Consider the following 20,217-nt stretch of genomic DNA (forward strand, 5'->3'; position numbering starts at 1 on the left):
ATCGCAGCCTCATTGACTCCCAGCCTCAGTCTCCATGGATCGGCAGGCGAATCAGAAACTCTGCACCTTGGCCAATCTCTGATCTCACCTCCAAGCTCCCCCCGTGTTTATCCACAACAATTTGGCGAGCGATCGCTAATCCCAACCCCGTTCCCTTCCCCACGGCTTTTGTCGTGAAGGCATGGTCAAAAATATTCGATCGCACCGCTTCGCTCATGCCCTTTCCATTATCCCGAATAGCAATTTGCACCTGTTGATCCACAACCTGGGTACCAATTGTAATTTGCTGCGGATGGGTAACCCAATGCTCAAAGGATGCCCCTTGAGCTAACTCATCAAACATATCGATCGCATTGGCCAGCACATTCATAAACACCTGGTTCAGTTGCCCTGGAAAGCAATCGATCGAAGGCACATTTCCATAGTCTTGAATCACTTGAATTGCCGGGCGATGCTCATTCGCTTTCAGTCGATACTTCAAAATCAGCAGCGTACTATCAATCCCTTCGTGGAGATTAGCCTGAACTTTATATTGGGTATCTGCTCTCGAGAAGGTTCGCAAGCTGTTACTAATTCCTTTGATGCGATCAGTTGCTAATTGCATAGACTTCAAAAGTGTTGGTAAATCTTCACTTAAAAAGTCCAGTTCAATTGCTTTTGCATGACTTTCAATCGCCAATTCAGGATCAGGGTAATACTGCTGATAAAGCGATAGATGGCTCAGCAAATCTCCTATTGAATCTTGAAGATTTTGAATACTGCCATTTAAAAAGCCGATCGGGTTATTAATTTCGTGGGCTACACCAGCCACCAAATTTCCCAGCGAGGCCATTTTTTCGCTTTGCACCACCTGTAATTGGGACTGCTCAAGCTGGTGGGCATAGGTTTGGGCTTGCTGATATAGGCGTGAATTTTCCAGAGAAATCGCAGCTTGGGCACAGAGAAAGTTCAAGACCAGTAGGCGATCGTTCGTAAAAACATTGGCCACTGCGCTATTTTCTAAATATAAAATCGCCACCAACTGCGATTGATTTAAAATCGGCAAGCACAACACGCTTTTAGGGGCGACCTGAATTAAATATTGATCTGTAATGGGCAGATTGGTTTGGCCGTGATCAATGACCACTGTTGTCTCAGTATTCTTCACGTACTGCACCAACTGCACCGGCAAAGCAGGGCAAGTTTCCAAAGGTTCTGTGCAGACTTCCACTAATTCTAATCGCGCGATCGCCCGCACCTGCCAAGCACCTTCACCACCAGCAACCACCAGCGCACAGCGATCGCCACCCGAACATTGCAAAACAATTTGTGTTAGTTGCCGCAACAAATCATCTAACTGAATCGTACCGGCCAAGGTCTGAGAAGCACGAATGACCGCCGCCAAATCCAACATTTCATTCACGTCGGAAGCAGAAGAACTGGGCGTACCACTAACCTGGCCTGAAGAATTGTGAATTGCAGATGTGCGGAGTGCCAGCGGAATTGTAGCCGCTGCCAGCGTTTCTAAGGGATTAAAAACTGGCGCAGGCGATCGCAAAATTGGACTCAACAACTGTGGATAGCGTCGCTCCAAATCCGCAGTTTTGGCCTTCGCACCCCAACGCGCATAGCCATAATAAGCCTCTTGCATATAACCGGCGGCCACCTTTTCTTTACCCCATTGGAGGTAGAACTTTGCTGCCAGCTCATTGGCCAGAGCTTCCTCATGGGAAAACCCACTTTTTTTAGCATCAGCGATCGCACAGTCATAGGTCTCGATCGCTTCAGTTTTTTGCCCCAATACTCGATTAACCTCAGCCGCCACCAATTGCCAACGATGCGCTTGATTTTCTGGCGCATAAACTGCCCATTGATGAAGGCGATCTTGGGCCCCTTGCACTGACTCCCAAATTTTGGTCTGTTCTGATGATGTTGCCAAGGAGTACTGCTGAAGTTCGATTAACGCTTGGTAAAACACCCAAGTAGACATCAAAAAGAAGCCAATTCCTGCATCCTGATACTCTTGAACCATTGGGATTAACGCTATAGCTGCTTCATGTTCTTCAAATAGGTAGTAAAGAAAGATTTGATGCAAATAGCCACTGAACAGAGAGGCTCGATCATTCCCCACCTTGAGGGAGGGAACCAATTGCTCCAGATCAAAAACATCGCCCTGCAAACGATAGGGAACAGTCGATCTACCCAGAAGATTCAGCACCGCTTGTAGATAAGACTGATGGGCACGCAAGGCTGCTTGCTGCTTCACTTGCTCAATCACAACTTCATGGCTCAGCAGTTCCTCCGCTAAGCCCAGCAGCTCTCGCCCACTCCAATATTGATGATTAGAATAGGTAAATAAATTCAGCGCTACACATTCCCAATCGCCACTTTCCAAGCCACTGCGGCAGCCCTCCAACAAGGCTGGAGTTACCTCTTGTAGCGGCTCGCACCAGTGGCGAGCAAAGGTATTCACAACCAGATAAACTCGGCTTTTAAACGCATTGGCTTGCAATTTTTCCAGAAGTGCCAGCGAAAGCTGCGCAAATTGATATCCTGCCGGAATATCATTCATGATTCCACAAAGAACCATTCCATAGTCTGCGTAGGAAACCACAGAAACTGCACAGTTTCCGTGATGAATTGAAAGGCTGATTTGTTTAAAAATCAGGAGTGGCAACAGAGCCGGAGCTGCCATACATGCAGAGTGCGACAAGTTTGTCAAAATCTGCATAGCGGCTAAGAGTTTTGGATCTTTCATCGGTGGCAAATCCAGCAAACTCAACGGATCTTGCGCTTCCCAGGCCTGGCGCGATCGCTTATAAGCTGCATCAATTTCTGCGGGTGTTGGCTGCAAAGGAAACTCGATATCCAGTTGTCGCAAAACTTGCAGCCCTAAATCAATCACTTGCGCAAATTTACTCTGCGCCTGAAAAACCAACATTCGAGTTTCATAGACTTTAATTTGATCCAACACTGAAGTGCTGTTCTGCAAAATCACTTCACCCCAGATTTTGAGTTGCTCAAATTCTGTGTTGAGGTAGGCCGCCTCTAGGCGTTTTTGATGTAGCTCCAGCGTCAAATCGTAATCTTGCTGCCAAGCATTGTCTGGCAACAAATCAATTCCCTGATTCAAATAATCCAAGGCAGCCCCGTAGGCTGCCGAAGCAATTGCTTTGCGACCCGCTTGTAAATTGAGGCAAACCAACTCACTTCGATCAAAATTATCAGTAATTAAATTACGACCCGCATTAAGGTGATTAACAATTTCAAAAACCCGATCTTCTTGATCGTTTTGGGTAAAGTGCTGAACCAAAAGCCGACCAATTCGGTAATGAAGGGTAGGTCGCTCCGACTCTGCAATTAATGAATAGGCAGCTTGCTGAATTCGATCGTGTAGAAATCGATAGGTTGGGTTCAATTCATAGGGGCGATCGGCCTGTTCAGTTATTTCCGAGTGAAAGAGCTTATAAGCCTGATTCACGGGCACAAGCATCCCTTCCTGAAGCGCTCGCCACAATGCAGCAGCCGCTTCTACCAAAGACTGCTCAGCAATTACTGCCAATGTTTCTAGATCAAACTGATTACCAATACAGGCCGCAAATTGCAAGCATTGCTGAGTTACAACCGGTAGTTTTTGCAGTTGCACCGCCATAAACTCCACTACATCATCAGCCAAGGCTAGGACATTAATTTGCGCTAGATCGCATTCCCAATGGCAGTGGTTGGTATTGAATGTGATGTAACCCTCTTCATGAAGTGTTTTCAAAAATTGTGTTGTAAAAAATGGATTTCCTTGTGTTTTTTGATGGACTAGTTTTGTCAGGGGCAATGCCAAACTGGGCAAACAATAAAAGGTGTCCGCAATTAAATAGTTCAAATGCTGAATAGTCAACGGTTGGAGCATAATCGTATTAACCGTTGCTTGAGATTTTTGTAACTCTTTCAGAGTCAAGATTAATGGATGAGCTGCTGAAACTTCGTTGTCTCGATAGGCTCCCAACATTAATAAATACCCTTGATCTTCCATCAAGATTTTCAGCAATTCCAAAGAAGCTGGATCTGCCCATTGCAAGTCATCTAGAAAAATAACGAGTGGATGTTCAGTGGTTGTAAAAATTTGAATAAATCTTTGAAATAGTAGCTTGAAGCGGTTTTGAGCAGCCATTCCCGATAACTCCGGCGCAGGTGGCTGTGAGCCAATAATGCGCTCCAGTCCTGGAATGACTTCCAGCAAAACCTGTGCTTGGTTGCCCAATGCTTCCAAGATTCTTGATTTCCAATCCTGCAATTTTTGGTCAGATTCCGAGAGCAACTGCCCGATCAGACTTTGAAACGCTTGGACAAAGGCTGACAGGGGAATATTACGATTGAATTGATCAAATTTTCCTTTAATAAAGTATCCCTTTTGGCGCGTAATGGGTTTGTGAATTTCATTGATGACGGCTGTTTTTCCAATTCCAGAAAACCCTGCAACCAGCATCAACTCAGTTTTTCCCTGTTGAACTCGATCAAACGCATCGAGCAGAGTTTTTACTTCTAATTCACGACCATAGAGCTTTTCAGGAATTAAGAAGCGATCACTGAGATCTCTGCTACCCAACTCAAAATCTGGAATCGTCTCTTGTGCCTGTAGTTGATCTAGGCAAATTTGCAAATCGTGGCCCAGTCCGCGAGCACTTTGGTAGCGATCTTCAGCATTTTTAGCCATCAGTTTCAGCACAATCGCAGAAACCACGGGCGAAATTTCTGAATTCAGAGCGGAAGGGGCGATCGGCTGTCTTGCCAAGTGGCAATGCACCAACTCCATGGGATCAGTGGTGGGGAATGGAAGTTGGCCGGTCAGCAGCTCATACAAACTCACACCCAAAGCATAAAAATCGCTGCGGTAGTCAATGCCGCGATTCATCCGCCCCGTTTGTTCAGGAGCCAGATAAGCCAACGTGCCTTCCAAACTAGTGGGACTCTGAAGATATTGGGCTTCACGGGGCAACAGGGAAGCAATACTAAAGTCAGTTAATTTAATTTTTCCCGAGGAGGGATGAATCAAAATATTGGCCGGCTTAATATCTTTGTGAATGACTTTTTGTTGATGCAAGTAATCTAAAATTACGGACAATTGCAGAGCGATAGACAGAATTTCATGCAAAGATAATGGCTGATTTTGAACATATTCACGAAGAGAAATCCCTCCGAAGTCTTCCATGATTAATGCATAACTATTTTCATAGGCAGCCAAAGCATAGGAGCGGACGAGGCCTGGCATATCCAAGGCTTGGGAAATCGTGTACTGATTCCGAAATTGCAATAATTCCTCAAAACTGGGATAAGTTGATCGCAGAACTTTAATCACAACGGGCTGTTGTGACTGTGATTGCATTCCGCGATAAACAGCAGTTCGAGAACCTTGGTAAATTTCTTCAATGAATTGATAACCCGATAGTTGACAATCTGCCAGCATTAGAGTAAGCCCAAGAAAAGACGCAGGAATAGACAAGGAAGCATTTTGAGATTTTTTCAACTATTTTTAAAATCTCAGTATATTAGTCATACATTCTGGTCTAATAAGATACAAAGACTTCTATAGCGCAATAATTTTCCGCGTATTTCACTATTTTATAATCTTGAGGGACACAATAGTTTTGGTGCGGCGATTTCGGTCAAAATTGGTGACCGTCCCAGATCTGGTCAGTCAGGCAGCTATGCTTTGATGCTCCATGATGGCACCCAGTGTTATCCCAGCTCAAAACTGGTAATTCCAAATATCTGACCCAAAGGCAGCTCCGGCGAGCACCCTCGGTACATTCGGGCAGTTTCAAAAGCTGGTTTCATTTTGTATTTCTGGGCCAGTTCGATCGCCTGAGGATTAGGTTCAGGGACATCTAAATAGAAGGTTGCTCCTAATGGAATGGTGGCCACCAAGGCTTGGATAAGCGCATCAGCCAGATCAGGGGTTTCAGCATTGAGTGGGCCAATTTTGTAGCCGGTGTGGCACGCACGAATCACGCCATAGGCACAGAGCCGATCGCCCTGCAAAATGCCCATGGATTGAGCGTCAGGCTGATTAATCCAAGCTCGTAAAAATTGCTCGCGTTGCTCAGGAAAAAAGCGACGATCGCACTGTTTCAGTTGCTCAAAGGGGATGGCGGATAGCGGCACAAGGTCGGGGTGGAGTTGGTCAGCGCGATCGCTGATGCCCGCAAAGCGAATATTGCGATGGGCAAAGGTAAATCCTGATTTTTGGTAATTCTCTTGTTGGGCAACCACGCCATCTAAGCCGATCGTTCGGCCTTCAAGAATTTCGATGGCACGCTGCCAAATTTGGATGCCATAGCCTTGATGCCGAGCGTCTGGGTGGACGATGTAAAACCCAATGAAGCCAAACGTGTCACCATACCGCACGGCCGAAATTGAAGAGATCGGACTTTGGTTCAATTTCCCAACCAAGAATCCTTGGGGATCGGTTTCATAAAAGATATCTGAATCATTAATTCCTGGGTTCCATCCTTCTAGTTCAGCCCAGCCTATTGCTATTTTGAGTTCATCCTTTGACATCACTGAAACATCGTAATCTGAACCTTGAGATAGCTGCATTTCAAGCCACCTTATTTATCATCAATTAGAAAGTACAATTCTTTTCAGGAAGGTTTATTTTTACTAAGACGAATTCTCAGCCTGTTTCTAAACAAGAACAATTGAACATTTATTCATTCAGTATCAATCAGACGGTGAGCGTCAATAAATGATTAGCTCGTCAGAAGTGAATCATGATGAAGTTCTAACATTTTGCAAATTTAATGACAAGATTCAAGAACTATTAAGCGAAGGAAGCCAAAAGACAAAAGGCAGAGATTGCAAAATCTTCACAAATCAAAATCTTCAATCGCATCAATTCTTAAATCTTTGCCGAGATTATCAAGTTTCGTGATTTCTCTCGCTAGCATTAAGCGAATACCCTACTCGATCGTACATTTTCTAGCTCCAACTCAAATGATGGACTTTCTATCTAGTACCGTTGCATTATCACGAATACAGTTTGCAGTTACAGCTATTTTTCATATGCTTTGGCCCGTTTTAACCACGGGCATGGCTATTTATCTCGTCATTGTTGAAGGACTCTGGCTAAAAACGCGCAACTCTGATTACTACCACCATGCTCGTTTTTGGTCAAAGCTATATGTCTTGAACTTTGGAGTGGGGGTCGCATCCGGATTACCCATGGAATTTCAATTTGGTACAAATTGGGCTCCATTTTCCGAGGCCGTGGGTGATTTTTTCGGCAGCATTTTGGGCTTTGAAGGCGCAATGGCTTTCATGCTAGAAGCTGGTTTTTTAGGCATTATGTTGTTTGGCTGGGGGCGGGTTAATCCTGCTATCCATTACCTGGCAACAATCATGGTTGCTTTTGGTGCAAACTTATCCACATTTTGGATTTTAGTCGCCAACTCCTGGTTACAAACTCCAGCAGGTGGTGAAATGGTAAATGACAAGTTTGTAGTAAGTGACTATTTTCAAGCTATTTTGAATCCGTTTATGATCAAGAGCGTGATGCACATGTTCTTGGCCACCCTAGAAACTTCGCTCTTTGTAATTGGCGGCATCAGTGCTTGGTATATCTTGCAAAAACGACATCAAGAATTTTTTACTCAATCACTCAAAATTGCCCTGGCAGCAGCAATTTTAGTTGCTCCTCTACAGATTTACGTGGGACACCTGAGTGCTGAACAGGTTTATCACTATCAGCCCACAAAGTTAGCAGCAATTGAAGCCAAGTGGGAAACATCTTTAGCCGGTGAATCAGCAGACTGGAGCCTAGTAGCCATCCCCGATAACCAACAGGAAAGAAATCGCTGGGAAATTACTATCCCCAATGCATTGGGCTACATTTTGGAGTTCAAGGCTAAACTCTCCGAGCCAGTTTTAGGTCTAAAAACTTGGTCTGCGAGCGATCGCCCCCACATGGTGGGGCTGGTTTATTACTCCTTCCGTATCATGAGCGGCATCGGCATTTTCATGGCTGTATTAATGGTTTGGAGTAGTTTGCAATGGCTGCGGGGCAAACTCAATTCGGAGAAGTTGGGTGAGCAAAAGTGGTTGCTCCGTAGTTGGATGCTCACGGCTCCCTTGGGATATATCGCCGTTGAGGCCGGCTGGATTGTGCGTTGTGTGGGTCGTCAACCCTGGACACTGTATGGACAAATTCGGACTGCCGATGCTGCATCACAACTACCCGCTAGCACAGTGCTGACTTCATTACTGAGCTTCACGATCGTCTATTCAATTTTGTTTGTAGCAACACTATATTTCGGCAGTCGAATTATTCGTCAGGGTCCTAATTTGAATCTTCCTTTGCCGAATCATAACAACCCAATGCCAGTTAATCCTCAGCCTGCGCAATTCGTCCCGGATCAGCGTCCCACTGAAGCACAACAGTAACAGTCTCAACTAGACGAGTTTCAATTGATCATGAATGCTCTCTTACATTTTCTTCCACAAGTCTGGTTTGTTGTTTTAGCATTGTTTTTGTTTTTGTATGTCATTTTGGATGGTTTTGACCTGGGAGTAGGAATTTTATCTCTGACCAGCTCTAATGAAGAACGACGCAGCCTGTTAATGACTAGTTTGGGTAATGTTTGGGATGCAAATGAAACTTGGTTAGTGGTGATGGGAGGAGCTTTGTTTGGGGCATTCCCATTAGCCTACGGCACAATCTTGAGTGCTCTCTATATTCCTATTTTCATCATGATTTTTGGGCTAATTTTTCGAGCAGTTGCCTTTGAATTTCGGGAGCATTCTCAAAGGAAGCTGTTTTGGAACTTAGCTTTTGGAATTGGAAGCTTTATGGCAGCTCTGGGGCAAGGGTTTGCCTTGGGTAGTGTGATCGAAGGAATTGCTGTGGACGGAGCAGGGCATTTCATTGGCTCATCCTGGGATTGGCTCGATTGGCGATCGCTGCTTGTGGCGTTGACATTAATTCAGGGATATGTCTTGATTGGCTCGACTTATCTGATTTTGAAAACAGAGGGGGATCTTCAAAAAACCCATTTCCAAACAGCGAAGTTAGCAGCAATCACCACCTTAATTGGGGCAGTTTTGATCACGATTGTCACACCTGTTTTTTATGAGGCAGTGCGAACACGCTTGTTTAGTCCACCATTGCTATACATTTTTATCACAATTCCTTTATTGGGTTTGCTGTTAGTTGGTTTACTTTTGCGCAGTCTTATTCAACAAGAAGAGCGTACACCCTTTGTTTGGACGATTTTAATTTTTTTATTGACTTTTATAGGGTTGGGGCTAATCATTTTCCCTTACATTATCCCCACTCAAATTACCATTTATCAAGCAGCGGCTGCTCCTAGTGCCTTGGTGTTTATGATCATTTTTGTGGGATTTCTAATTCCAATCATGATTTTCTACAACATCTACCAATACGTGGTGTTTCGAGGCAAGGTGGCAGGCAGTGCCTATGATCATTGACGGTTTTTGATGTTTCTCAATGATATTAATTAGATTCAAGTCAGACGCTCAGTTAGCATCTTTAAGGAAAGGCTTGGGGCCATCCCGACTGTCACAGTTGGTTAGTAGGAATGAAGGATTCGTTGGCAAGCTCAACAAAAAACTCACACATGAGTTTGTGCATGAGTTCGTGAATAACCAGTCCATGAATTGACCTAGCTGATCGCCTCAAAACGGCCGGATAACTGACTGGGATCGGTGTTGTTGACAAATCCCAACACAACGCCTGCACCACGAATAAATGTCCCTGGCGTGTTGCGCAGATTACCCGCTTCCAAAGCGATCGCACTGGCCGTTAAGCCTCCCGCGAGGCCAATCACATCTTCCGCGCTGAAGTCGGTGATGATGTCGGCCAGGGCGGGGTTACTGTCGGCAGTGGTGGGATTGAGAATGAATCGATCGACCCCAGCCCCACCCGTCAGCAAGTCCACTCCCCGATCGCCACTCAGCCAATCATTCCCATCGCCGCCGATCAGCGTGTCATCACCTTGACCACCAAAGAGGCTGTCGTTGCCCGCTTCCCCAAACAGCAGGTCATTGCCCAGGTTGCCATACAGATCATCATCCCCATCACCGCCTTCGAGGCGATCGTCATCGCGACCACCGGAGAGAAAATCATTCCCGCCGCGACCGGCCAGGGTGTCGTTGCCTTGGTTTCCGGAAAGGGTGTCGGGGCGATTGGTGCCGACCAACGGATCGTTGCCGGAGAGGGTCTGCGCGATCGTGCTGTCAATCCAACTGGCAAAGGCTGAAAGCCGGGTCGCCGCAAAAATTTCGCCGTAGCTGGTGTCGTTTGCACCGGTCACGTCGGCTCCCGTGGCCCGGGGCACAGCACCGTAGGACACCACCCCGGCCACGCGGTTGCCAAGAAACAAGGGCCCCCCGGAGTCGCCACTGCTGGATCCCACTTCAGTGCTGCCAGTGCCCCGATCGCGCAGGCCAAAATCACGCCCTAGGCCGTCATTGCGATCGGTGCCATTGTCAAAGTCATAGATCAACTGGGTTCCAGGCAACACGGCCACATTCGACTGGCGGTTTAAAACATCCCCTAGCCCATCAATGCGGTTGGTTCCTAACCGGCGAGTGGCGGGAAAATCACCCACTAGTTCCCCAACGCTGCCCGTGCCCGGCTGACCATAGCCCACCAGGGTCGCCACCTGCCCCACTTCATCGCCGTTGCGGTAAATATCGTAGCGATCGGCCCCCTCGGGAGCCAGGGAATCGAGCCACAGGATCGCCACATCGTTGTTGGAATCTGGATCAGAGCTGTCCCAGTTGGGGTGGACAAAAATTTGCTGCACCCGCACCGACTGTCGCCCCTCCGGCAAATCGAAATACACCTGATAGCTGTTGTCGCTCACCAGGCGATCGGCCACACAGTGAGCCGCCGTCACCACATGCTGGCCCGACAACAGCAGCGAACCGGTGCAGTCTACTTGGCCCCCCGTGCCATAGCCCACAACTCCATCAAATCCCTGACCCGTGGAGGACAAAAACCGCACATCATTCGCCTCACTGGAAGCAACGGCAATGCGCGAACGGCGATCGAGCGATTCAAGGGTCATAACTATCCGTTAACCGAATTCATCAACAGGCCACTGCGGGATTCGACTCCGATCGGCTCGATCGGGTTTCCCAAACCAGCAATCTGCCCCCGCTGGCTGCAAAATTCTCCAGCGCTTGACTAATCGCCTGATGGTTTCGCTGGGTTGATTCGATTCGGTGAACTCGGTTAAGGCAGTGAATTGGGCCGATGAATCATCAACCATCAACGGGCGGCTTAACTCTCTTCGCTGGCCAAGTTTGGGCGATCGGGGGTTGCCGCTGAAGCGATGGTCGGTGGTTGATAGAACCCCGCCACCAGGGCCAACATTAACCAGAAAAGCGTGCTGACCTGGGGGCGATACCAAACCGTATCCACCAAACCATGGGCCAACATACCGGCCATGGTGGACAAGGCCGCCAGCAACCAGTAGCCCTGGCTGGCTTGCAGTTGTCGCAGTCGATTGAGGGCCCTTCCCCCTTGATAAGCCGTCATGCCCAACAGCCAAACAAAGCAGGTGAAACCAATCACACCCGTTTCCACCAACACTTCCAAAACCACGGAATAGGCACTGAGGGCGCTGAACTTCGGCTTTTGGTAACGCGGATAGACGCGGTTGAAGGCCACATTACCGGGGCCAATCCCTAACCAAGGGCGGTCTTGGATCATCTGCAAAACCGCTTGCCAAACATTAATGCGGAAGTTGTTGCTGCTGTCGCCCCGGCCCGCAAAGATGCTGAAGACCCGATCGCGCAGGGGTTCCAAAGCCGCCACCGCCAACACCATCAGGGTTGTGCCACCGCCCAGCAGGGCCGGCATCGCCCACCGTCGCCAAAAGGGAGTGAACCGCACAGACCACCAATAGAGCAGCAAAATTCCCAGCACCGCCAACTCCACCACCAGCCCAATCCAACCGCCTCGGCTGAAGGTGAGCACCAGACAGGTTCCATTCAGCCCCAACAGCACCACGCCTAAGATTTTTTGGATCCAGCTTTTCCAGGCTAAGATCGCTGCCACGCTCAGGGGAACCGAGGCTTCTAGGTAACCGGCTAGCAGATTGGGATTGCCCAGATAGCTGTAGACCCGGGTTGTTTTGCTGAGGGGTGATTCTGGATCAACCCAGGTGGCCAGGGCATCGGCTCCAAAGATCCATTGCCGCAGACCATAGACACTGGTGGCTAAGGCAGCCAGCAGGTAGACGGTGATGATGATGGCGCGGCCCCGTTCCAGCCGGGTGACCCGTGCCAGAACACAGAAAAAGACCAGGTACAAAATCAACTTAGTCCAGCCCACGAAGGCGGCAGCCTGGACGGGCGAAAAGGCCACGGCCACGGTGGCGATCGCCCCATAAAGCAACACCAACAGGTGAATGGGGGTGAACAATCCAGGCTGATCACCAGCTTCCGCAGCGGCAACGGGGCGATCGGTCACCGTTAGCAACACCCAAAAAGCGCCGGCCGCCAACAGCAACAGCCCCAGCAAATCCGTTTCGGCAAAGGGAGCCAAGCCAAAAACCGTGGCCGCCAACAGGGCCAGCAGGGTTTCGCCCCAATGCAACAGCCAGCTACTTTGTCGCCAAGCGCTGAGGGCCCCAATCCAACGACCCAGCCAGCTTGTTTGTCGCCACTGGGTTAAGGCGACTCCAGAGAGGGTGAGGGTTTGCCCGATCGTGTCCCAATGGGTCATGCGAGGAGGTGGCGGCGATGCCTGTGTGGAAAACAGCACATTTAGCCTAGGTCGATCGGGGCCCAATGGCTAGCGATCGTGCCGCTGGCAGTTTTCCCGAATTGGCTCAACGATTCGCGCAGCCCTTTGCGTAGCTACCAGCACCACTACCAGCGCAAACCCTAGCGCAACCCTTGGCTCACTCCTAAGACCAAGCCGGATGGCGCATCAGGGCATTCATCACCCGCACGCCCCGCAGTTGATTGGTGGTGGGCAAATGGCCTCGGGGCGCTGCCAAACTCCAGGTAAATTCGCCGGGCCAGCGTGTCCAGTGGTTACCCTGTTTCCAGTTAATTTTGGGCCAGAATTTTTCCCAATCTTGCCCCACGCCCAACCAAATTTCGCGCTGAATCGAAAAGCCAAATTTCCCTTCGGAATAGGTGCGCCACAGGCCATCAATCACTTGCAGATCGAGAGCGGGGAAGCGATCGACCTCAGTGAAGTACAGCCATTTGCGTTTGACAGCTTCGGGGCCCGCCAGCTCGCACAGTTTTTGGATGGTGATTCGATCGGCTTGATCAAAATCTTCCTCAAGCAACGCCGTTTGAATGGGTTGGTAGTCCACGGTGCATTCCCTGGGCAACTCCACCACCCCATCGGGATAGTAGCCTTCAAGGAAGTTGCGAGCCTGGGGTAAGTCGGCCCGGTTCAACAGTTGGCAGATGCGACCCAGCAGCGGATCGATCGTGTCAATGGCCAAGGGCTGGGGCGATCGATCCTTGGCAAAGTCGATCAGCAAGGCCACGCCATCATCCAGGGCCGCTAACGCCGGAAGGGCAGCCAATTGCTTTTTCAGGTTGCCGCTGTTGAGCGCGGTGGCCAGGGAGTCGAGGGCGGTAGACGGATCAATGACGGCGGACGCAGGGGAATCGCTCATGCCAACCTAGGAAGAACCAGCGTTTTCAAGAAATGGTTGTTAAAGGAAAATTGGCCGGAAATGGCGCATTAGGGACTACGGCGCAAACCCCAAAACCACGAGCGGATTGATCGGTTTGCCCAGGCTTCGAGATTGCAAATCATGATTACCAATTGTTGAGCGCTGCTCAGGGATTGGCTTGATCTTGCTGCTTAAGCTTCGGGAGCTTTCGGGAGCTTCGGGATCTATGGTACTGGGTTTCGCGGCCCTTGCCCGATCGCCCCGGTATTCCTCAGCAATCCCTGCATGAGACTGGTTCGGGCCACGAGCGATCGGGCTTCTAAAGATAGCCATGCTCCGCTAAAAAGTCGGGGGTGATGGCATAGCTCTCCCCCGCGCCGCCGTTAAGGGGGCCCGCTCCCGATCGCAGGAGTTTTTCAACATATTTCCCCAACACGTCTCCTTCCAGGTTGACGGCGGCCCCGGGCTGCAAGTCCTGCAAGGTGGTGTGGGCGTAGGTGTGGGGAATGGCGGCCACCTTGAACCAGCGGCCATCGTCCGAACAATCGGCGATCGTCAGGCTGATGCCATCGATCGCGATGCTGCCCTTTTGAACGATGTAGCGTGCGACCCGATCGCTCGCCTGAAAACTCAGTTCCCAGGAGGTGGCCGTGGAGATCGCCGATTCAAACCAGCCGGGCCCGTCCACATGCCCCGTCACGAAGTGGCCGCCAATTTTGCTGCCCACCCGCAACGAAGGTTCCAAATTCACGCGCTGCACTTGCCCCAGGGTGGTGCGATCGACGGTTTCCGGGGACACAGCCGCCACAAACCCATCGGGCAACAGGGTTTCCACCGTCAAGCACACCCCGTTCACCGCCACGCTATCACCCAGTTCCAAGCCGGGAACGATCGCCCCGATCGCCTCGGGTTCGCAGGTAATCACCACCCGATCGTTCCCCAGCCGTTCCAGGGTTCCCAGTCCTTGCACCAATCCTGTAAACACCGCTGAGTCCTAATGCCTGATGCCGTTAAAAGCCACTGTTCAAAACTACCGATCAGAACCACTGAATCAAAGTCACTGAATCAAAGTCACTGCGAAAAGTCACTGAATCACAATCACTGCGAAAAGTCACTGCGAACAAGGGCGAGTCGTCGAATCCGAGTTCAGAATCGCAACCGCTGGCGATGGTTGGCCACCGACAGCACCAGCCCGATCGCCACAAAGTTGGTGAGCATTGCCGATCGCCCATAACTCAACCAGGGCAAGGGAATCCCCGTGATGGGAGCCAGACCGATCGTCATCCCAATGTTGACCGTAATTTGGAAAATCAACATTCCCAACACGCCAATCGCGATCGCCGAACCAAAGTTATCTTTCGCGGATTGGGCGATCGACACCAACCGCAAGCAAATAATCCAAAACAGGGCCAGCACCACGATCGAGCCAATAAAACCCAGCTCTTCGCCCACCGCCGCAAAGATAAAGTCCGTGTCCTGCTCGGGGATGAAGTTCAACTGGGTTTGGGTTCCTTTGAACAACCCCTGGCCCCAAAGTTCCCCCGCCCCGATCGCGATCCGCGACTGGATCAAGTGATAGCCCCCACCCATCGGATCCTGATCTGGGTTGAGAAACATGGTGATTCGGGCCTTTTGGTATGGCTTCAAAAAGTCCCAAAAGATTTTGCCCAATCCCCCGGAAGTCAGGTTCAGCACGATCGCCCCCAAGCTGCCATAGATGCGCCAGGGCAGGCTTTTCCAAGCCGCAAACCCCATCAGGGCCACCCAAGCCAACCAAGCGGGCAAATAAACGTTAAACAACAAGGCGGAAATCACCGGCGACACCAGCAGCGCCAGCCAACCGGGATTGGCATTGCCCCAATACAACATGCTCATGCAAATCGACCCCAGCACCAACGTTGATCCTAAGCTGGGCTGCAAGAACACCAGGGCTGCGGGCACAGCCGTAATCGCTAACACCTGGAACAAACGCGGCAGGGTGGAAATGCTTTCTTGGTTGATGGCGCTGGCCAGAGTGATGATCAGCCCCACCTTGGCAAACTCCGAAGGCTGAATATTAAAGTTCCCGATCGTCAGCCAACGTTCTGCCCCCAGGGCCGTAGTCCCAAACAGCATCACCGCAATCAACAGCAGGTTAATGCTGCCGTAGATCCACCAGCGCCAACGCTCCACTTCCTCATAGCGCGATCGCGCCAGCCACAGGGCAATGATTAAACCAATGGCTCCCATCACCAGGTGTTGAATCCAGTTCGTGCCCCCGGAACTGAGTTCGACGCTGCGGATGCTGATGCCACCAATGACGGTCATCACCGTGACCGCCAGCAGCAACACCCAGTCAATATCAGCCCAGGGTTGAATCAGCGATTTGAGATTCCAGCGACTGGAGCGCAACATGGAAGAAGCCATTGAGTGCAAGCAAAGGGTGAGGATTAGATCGAACAGTAGCGGAGCGATGGCCCGATGGTTCACCGCCAGTCGCCGGTAACCCCCAAACTAGCTCAGGCAAACTAGCTCAGGGCCATTACCGAAACCCGTGCTGCCACGGCCTGGGCGATCGCCTTCAGGGCCTGGGCTGAGGCCGAATCCGGAGCTGACACCACAATAGGCACACCCCGATCGCCCCCTTCCCGCACAGGCATCTCCAAGGGCACACAGCCCAGCAGCGGCACTGCTAATTCTTCCGCTGTCTTTTTACCCCCACCCGAACCAAATAGGTCGTATTGGCGATCGGGCAAATCCGGCGGAATGAAGTAGCTCATATTTTCCACGATCCCCAACACCGGCACACTGAGCTGCTGGAACATCTTCAGCCCCCGCCGCGCATCAATCAGCGACACCGTTTGGGGCGTGGTCACAATCACCGCCCCCGCCATGGGCACAGCTTGGGCCATGGTCAACTGGGCATCCCCCGTTCCAGGCGGCATATCCACAATTAAGTAGTCCAACTCGCCCCAGTCCACTTGGTACAGGAATTGGCGAATGATGCCGTTCAGCATCGGCCCCCGCCAAATTACCGGTTGATCGGGGTCAATCAAGAAGCCCATGGACACCATCTTCACGCCGTGGTTTTCCGCCGGTTCCAAGATGTCTTGCCCCTGCCCCTGCCCTGGCCGCACCATCACCTCCGCCTGGGTTAAGCCCAGCATGGTCGGCACGTTGGGCCCATAAATATCGGCATCAATTAGCCCCACTTTGGCCCCCGATTGGGCCAGGGAAACGGCAATATTCACGGCTACGGTGCTTTTGCCCACGCCTCCCTTGCCGCTGGAAACGGCCAGGATATTTTTCACGCCGGAAATCCCCGCACGATCGGGCAAGGATTTTTGTTGCGGCGTTTCAGCCGTCACTTCCACGTCCACCGACTCCACGCCGGGCAGGGTTTTCACCGCCCGCTTACAGTCATCCACAATAAATTCCCGCAAAGGGCAAGCGGGGGTTGTCAGCACCAGGGTGAACCGTACAGCGCCACCATCAATGCTGACGTTGCGGATCATGTTCAACTCAACGAGGCTTTTGCGTAGTTCCGGATCTTCCACGGGGCGCAAAATCTCAAGCACGGCTTCGGGACTGAGGGCGGTAGCAGTCATGGGTGAGTGGGAATTCGTTGGCGTAGCTGAGTCGAAAGCTGAGTCTTAATCGGAAGCTGAGGCTAAAAGAGATCCCGAACAGATCCCTCAGAGATCCCGAATTCGCTGAAGTTTCCAAGACTCTGACTGCGGGGGCCGATAGTTCGGCATTGGCAGCGAGTCGGGGGGATTCAGGAACTTTTGGATGATTCTAAGGATTTGTACTCAGAGTTTATATGTTTTGAAATCTTACCGTTTGCCGGTGGGCTGCTACCGATCGAGCAGAAGGCTCCTTATGTTCTGAATGTCCTGATTGTTCTCAGGGCTTGCAAGATCGAGACTTGGGGAAATCTGAGGAGGCTCGGTTCTCAGGGGTCTGGGTTGGATTCTAGAAGTTGCCTCTACATCTGTTTGAGTTCTGCTTGAGTGTTGATAAGTATTTGTTTGAGTATTTAGTTGATAAGTATTTATTTGAGTATCTGTTTGAGTCGCTCTCATAGCTCTGGAGGTTCGTCAATATTCAAGCTGATCCCCATCTTGATCCCAGTCTTGCTAAGGGAAGTTGGCAGGCGGCGGCTTAGGCGATCGGGGGCGATCGAGCGCTCATACCAACGATTAATTCCGATTCAGCAGCAGGATTACAACAAAATTGTTAAGTTCTACGACTGCTTGGCCGGACTTTTAGGGGCCTCCGGTACGCTAGAGGGTCAATAGCAACCGTGGCACTGGTTGTCGTTCGGGTGAGGAAACTGACCCAACCGCCAGAACCTGTTTTCTACCAAGATCGATCGTCGTCCCCCGTCCCAGGCTGAGGGAGTTCCTAAATTTAGGTCGATCGCGGGCGTTTCCTTTTCCTAAAGCTTCCTAACAAACTGCGTTAGACATTAGCTATGACCGCATTCGCAACCCCCGCCAAATCATCGATCACCCATCCCGAGGCCAACGGCCAGGCCCAACCCATGGTTGCGGGCGCACCGCCAGCCGACTCCCGTGAACGGGTTGGCCAATGGATGCGCCAAATTCAAGATGAAATTTGCCAGGGACTGACGGCCGCCGATGGGGCGGGTCAGTTCCGTGAAGATGCCTGGGAGCGGCCCGAAGGGGGCGGCGGGCGATCGCGCGTCATCACCAACGGCGGCGTATTTGAGCAAGGCGGAGTCAACTTCTCGGAAGTGTGGGGCACTCAATTGCCCCCTTCGATTTTGACCCAGCGCCCGGAAGCCGCCGGCCATGGCTTCTATGCCACCGGTACCTCCATGGTGCTGCACCCCAAAAATCCCTACATCCCCACGGTTCACCTCAACTACCGCTACTTTGAAGCGGGCCCCGTGTGGTGGTTTGGTGGCGGCATTGACCTCACCCCCTACTATCCCTTTGTGGAAGACGTGGTGCATTTTCATCAAACCCTGAAGGATGCGTGCGATCGCCACAATCCGCACTACTACGACACCTTCAAACTCTGGTGCGATGAATATTTCTTCCTGAAGCACCGCAATGAAACTCGTGGGGTCGGCGGCATCTTCTTCGATTACCAAGACGGCACCAACGAACTCTATCGCGGCCCTGATGCCCAAGGCCCCGCCGCCCACCACAGCAAGCAAGTGGGCGTACCGGCTCAGCGAAATTGGGAAGAGTTATTCGGCTTCGTGCAAGATTGCGGCCGAGCGTTCCTACCGGCCTACGTGCCGATCATTGAGCGTCGTCAGTCCCAGGAATATGGCGATCGGGAGCGAAATTTCCAGCTTTATCGTCGGGGACGGTACGTTGAGTTTAACTTGGTGTACGATCGCGGCACGATCTTCGGGCTGCAAACCAACGGTCGCACAGAGTCAATTCTGATGTCTTTGCCGCCACTCGTACGCTGGGAATATGGCTACCAGCCCGATCCCAACACGCGGGAAGCTAGTCTCTATGAGATCTTCCTGAAACCGCAGGATTGGCTCAATGCACCCCCTCAAGTGCCTGGACTTGCCTAGCAGCTTGGGGAAAACGGCACTCCGAGACCACTTAAGTCTCCTGGGGTGCCGTGATACAATCCGAAGGAGACTTACCTGTCGAGCGCTGCTTCCGATTGCGTGGTGCTCGTAGCCGGTGCGATCAAATCGAAGCATTAAGCCCCCAGCTTTGTTTCGATCTCCGTGTCCTGACCGGGATCGTTCTTTGCACGTCCACTGGCCCCCGAGTTTGGGTATGGTCATGAAGTGCTTGCCGATCCGCCGCTGTCCTCAACACGATCTGTCGGCCAGCCCCCTTCCTAGTCCCCCAAGAGCGAACAATCCATCATGGAGCAGAAGACCCACACGACCAAAGATGGCACGACGGTAATTGTTCTCACCCCTGAAGGACGGCTGGACATTACGACAGCCTGGCAATTTCGCCTCAAACTGCAAGAATGTATTTCTAAGCTGAGTCCTCATATCGTCGTGAATCTCAGCAAGGTCAACTTCATTGACAGTTCTGGCCTCACCTCGCTCGTTGCCGGGATGCGTGATGCCGATAAGGAAAAAGGCAGTTTTCGCCTCTGTCAGGTACACCCCGAAGCCAAGCTGGTTTTCGAGGTCACCATGATGGATTCCGTATTTGAAATTTTTGATAGTGAAGACCAAGCCCTTGAGGGCACTCCTCGCACGATCGCCAGCTAGGCCTTCGCCCTAGCGAGCCATCTGCCCGTTGCAATTAGGTTGTTATCAAACAAGAGGGGCGATCGCCTCCTAGGCAGCGCAAACCCCGGGCCGCCCGATCGGGAGCAGTCAACTTTTCATCCAGCTCATAACGTCACCCACCCAAGCACTGGAAGATGAGTCCTATGAATCTTCCGGTGCTTGTGGTTTATGGGCCGAACTGGGTGCTTTGTTGCCTCAGTCCACTGCTCGCGCAACTCCTCGCACGACCATCTGGCAACTATCCACAACCATTGCCAGTGCCCACCACTCCAGGGCTTGGCTGATGCTGCCCAGTGACACAGCGGATTCGATCGACCCGCCCAGCCATCATCCAAGAGCCATGATAAG

At 51.1% G+C, this 20,217-nt stretch carries 12 protein-coding genes; 4 read left to right on the forward strand and 8 right to left on the reverse strand.

The window, feature by feature from the left end:
• Positions 1-25 precede the first annotated feature (25 nt).
• The gene (locus VPK24_RS09365) at positions 26-5,437 is read right to left on the reverse strand and encodes a trifunctional serine/threonine-protein kinase/ATP-binding protein/sensor histidine kinase (protein ID WP_393012416.1); all 5,412 of its coding nucleotides are present in this window, start codon (positions 5,435-5,437) and stop codon (positions 26-28) included.
• A gap of 272 nt (positions 5,438-5,709) precedes the next feature.
• Positions 5,710-6,570, reverse strand: a complete 861-nt coding sequence (locus VPK24_RS09370; protein WP_393012419.1) for a GNAT family N-acetyltransferase — start codon at positions 6,568-6,570, stop codon at positions 5,710-5,712.
• A 399-nt stretch (positions 6,571-6,969) separates the two neighbouring features.
• Between VPK24_RS09370 and VPK24_RS09375 the strand changes: the two genes are divergently transcribed.
• Together VPK24_RS09375 and cydB are read left to right on the forward strand one after the other, a co-directional pair.
• Positions 6,970-8,412, forward strand: coding sequence for a cytochrome ubiquinol oxidase subunit I (locus tag VPK24_RS09375; protein ID WP_393012553.1), 1,443 nt, complete (start codon positions 6,970-6,972; stop codon positions 8,410-8,412).
• 30 nt (positions 8,413-8,442) lie between these two features.
• Complete coding sequence (gene cydB / locus VPK24_RS09380; protein WP_393012421.1) at positions 8,443-9,456, forward strand: cytochrome d ubiquinol oxidase subunit II; 1,014 nt, start codon at positions 8,443-8,445, stop codon at positions 9,454-9,456.
• A 194-nt stretch (positions 9,457-9,650) separates the two neighbouring features.
• On the opposite strand, the gene VPK24_RS09385 is transcribed toward cydB, so the two are convergent.
• The 6 genes from VPK24_RS09385 to VPK24_RS09410 all read right to left on the reverse strand — a co-directional run bounded on the left by VPK24_RS09385 (position 9,651) and on the right by VPK24_RS09410 (position 17,227).
• Positions 9,651-11,060, reverse strand: coding sequence for a trypsin-like serine protease (locus VPK24_RS09385; RefSeq protein ID WP_393012424.1), 1,410 nt, complete (start codon positions 11,058-11,060; stop codon positions 9,651-9,653).
• Between the two features lie 215 nt (positions 11,061-11,275).
• Positions 11,276-12,724: an IctB family putative bicarbonate transporter gene (locus VPK24_RS09390; RefSeq protein WP_393012555.1), complete on the reverse strand. Its 1,449-nt coding sequence runs from the start codon at positions 12,722-12,724 to the stop codon at positions 11,276-11,278.
• 184 nt (positions 12,725-12,908) lie between these two features.
• A complete protein-coding gene (locus VPK24_RS09395; protein ID WP_393012427.1) occupies positions 12,909-13,640 on the reverse strand; it encodes a GUN4 N-terminal ARM-like repeat domain-containing protein in 732 nt (243 codons plus the stop codon).
• Between the two features lie 319 nt (positions 13,641-13,959).
• Positions 13,960-14,625 (reverse strand): riboflavin synthase, encoded by a 666-nt coding sequence (locus VPK24_RS09400; protein WP_393012430.1) that lies wholly within the window; start codon positions 14,623-14,625, stop codon positions 13,960-13,962.
• A 161-nt stretch (positions 14,626-14,786) separates the two neighbouring features.
• A complete protein-coding gene (gene rodA, locus VPK24_RS09405) occupies positions 14,787-16,046 on the reverse strand; it encodes a rod shape-determining protein RodA (protein WP_393012432.1) in 1,260 nt (419 codons plus the stop codon).
• A gap of 101 nt (positions 16,047-16,147) precedes the next feature.
• Positions 16,148-17,227: an Mrp/NBP35 family ATP-binding protein gene (locus VPK24_RS09410; protein ID WP_099531576.1), complete on the reverse strand. Its 1,080-nt coding sequence runs from the start codon at positions 17,225-17,227 to the stop codon at positions 16,148-16,150.
• Positions 17,228-18,165: 938 nt separating this feature from the next.
• On the opposite strand from VPK24_RS09410, the gene hemF reads away from it, so the two are divergent.
• Both hemF and VPK24_RS09420 read left to right on the forward strand, forming a co-directional pair.
• Positions 18,166-19,182, forward strand: a complete 1,017-nt coding sequence (gene hemF / locus VPK24_RS09415; RefSeq protein WP_242026213.1) for an oxygen-dependent coproporphyrinogen oxidase — start codon at positions 18,166-18,168, stop codon at positions 19,180-19,182.
• Positions 19,183-19,488: 306 nt separating this feature from the next.
• Entirely contained in the window at positions 19,489-19,848 is a 360-nt protein-coding gene (locus VPK24_RS09420) for an STAS domain-containing protein (RefSeq protein WP_099531579.1), read from the forward strand.
• Positions 19,849-20,217: the final 369 nt, after the last annotated feature.

The sequence above is a fragment of the Limnothrix redekei LRLZ20PSL1 genome, assembly GCF_043235035.1.
Taxonomy (GTDB): domain Bacteria; phylum Cyanobacteriota; class Cyanobacteriia; order CACIAM-69d; family CACIAM-69d; genus CACIAM-69d.

Bases quoted from the DNA above. Each gene is read 5' to 3' on its own strand.
- VPK24_RS09365 (WP_393012416.1), bottom strand. From the start codon at position 5,437: ATGCTGGCAGATTGTCAACTATCGGGTTATCAATTCATTGAAGAAATT.
- VPK24_RS09370 (WP_393012419.1), bottom strand. From the start codon at position 6,570: ATGCAGCTATCTCAAGGTTCAGATTACGATGTTTCAGTGATGTCAAAG.
- VPK24_RS09375 (WP_393012553.1), top strand. From the start codon at position 6,970: ATGGACTTTCTATCTAGTACCGTTGCATTATCACGAATACAGTTTGCA.
- cydB (WP_393012421.1), top strand. From the start codon at position 8,443: ATGAATGCTCTCTTACATTTTCTTCCACAAGTCTGGTTTGTTGTTTTA.
- VPK24_RS09385 (WP_393012424.1), bottom strand. From the start codon at position 11,060: ATGACCCTTGAATCGCTCGATCGCCGTTCGCGCATTGCCGTTGCTTCC.
- VPK24_RS09390 (WP_393012555.1), bottom strand. From the start codon at position 12,724: ATGACCCATTGGGACACGATCGGGCAAACCCTCACCCTCTCTGGAGTC.
- VPK24_RS09395 (WP_393012427.1), bottom strand. From the start codon at position 13,640: ATGAGCGATTCCCCTGCGTCCGCCGTCATTGATCCGTCTACCGCCCTC.
- rodA (WP_393012432.1), bottom strand. From the start codon at position 16,046: ATGGCTTCTTCCATGTTGCGCTCCAGTCGCTGGAATCTCAAATCGCTG.
- VPK24_RS09410 (WP_099531576.1), bottom strand. From the start codon at position 17,227: ATGACTGCTACCGCCCTCAGTCCCGAAGCCGTGCTTGAGATTTTGCGC.
- hemF (WP_242026213.1), top strand. From the start codon at position 18,166: ATGGTTGCGGGCGCACCGCCAGCCGACTCCCGTGAACGGGTTGGCCAA.
- VPK24_RS09420 (WP_099531579.1), top strand. From the start codon at position 19,489: ATGGAGCAGAAGACCCACACGACCAAAGATGGCACGACGGTAATTGTT.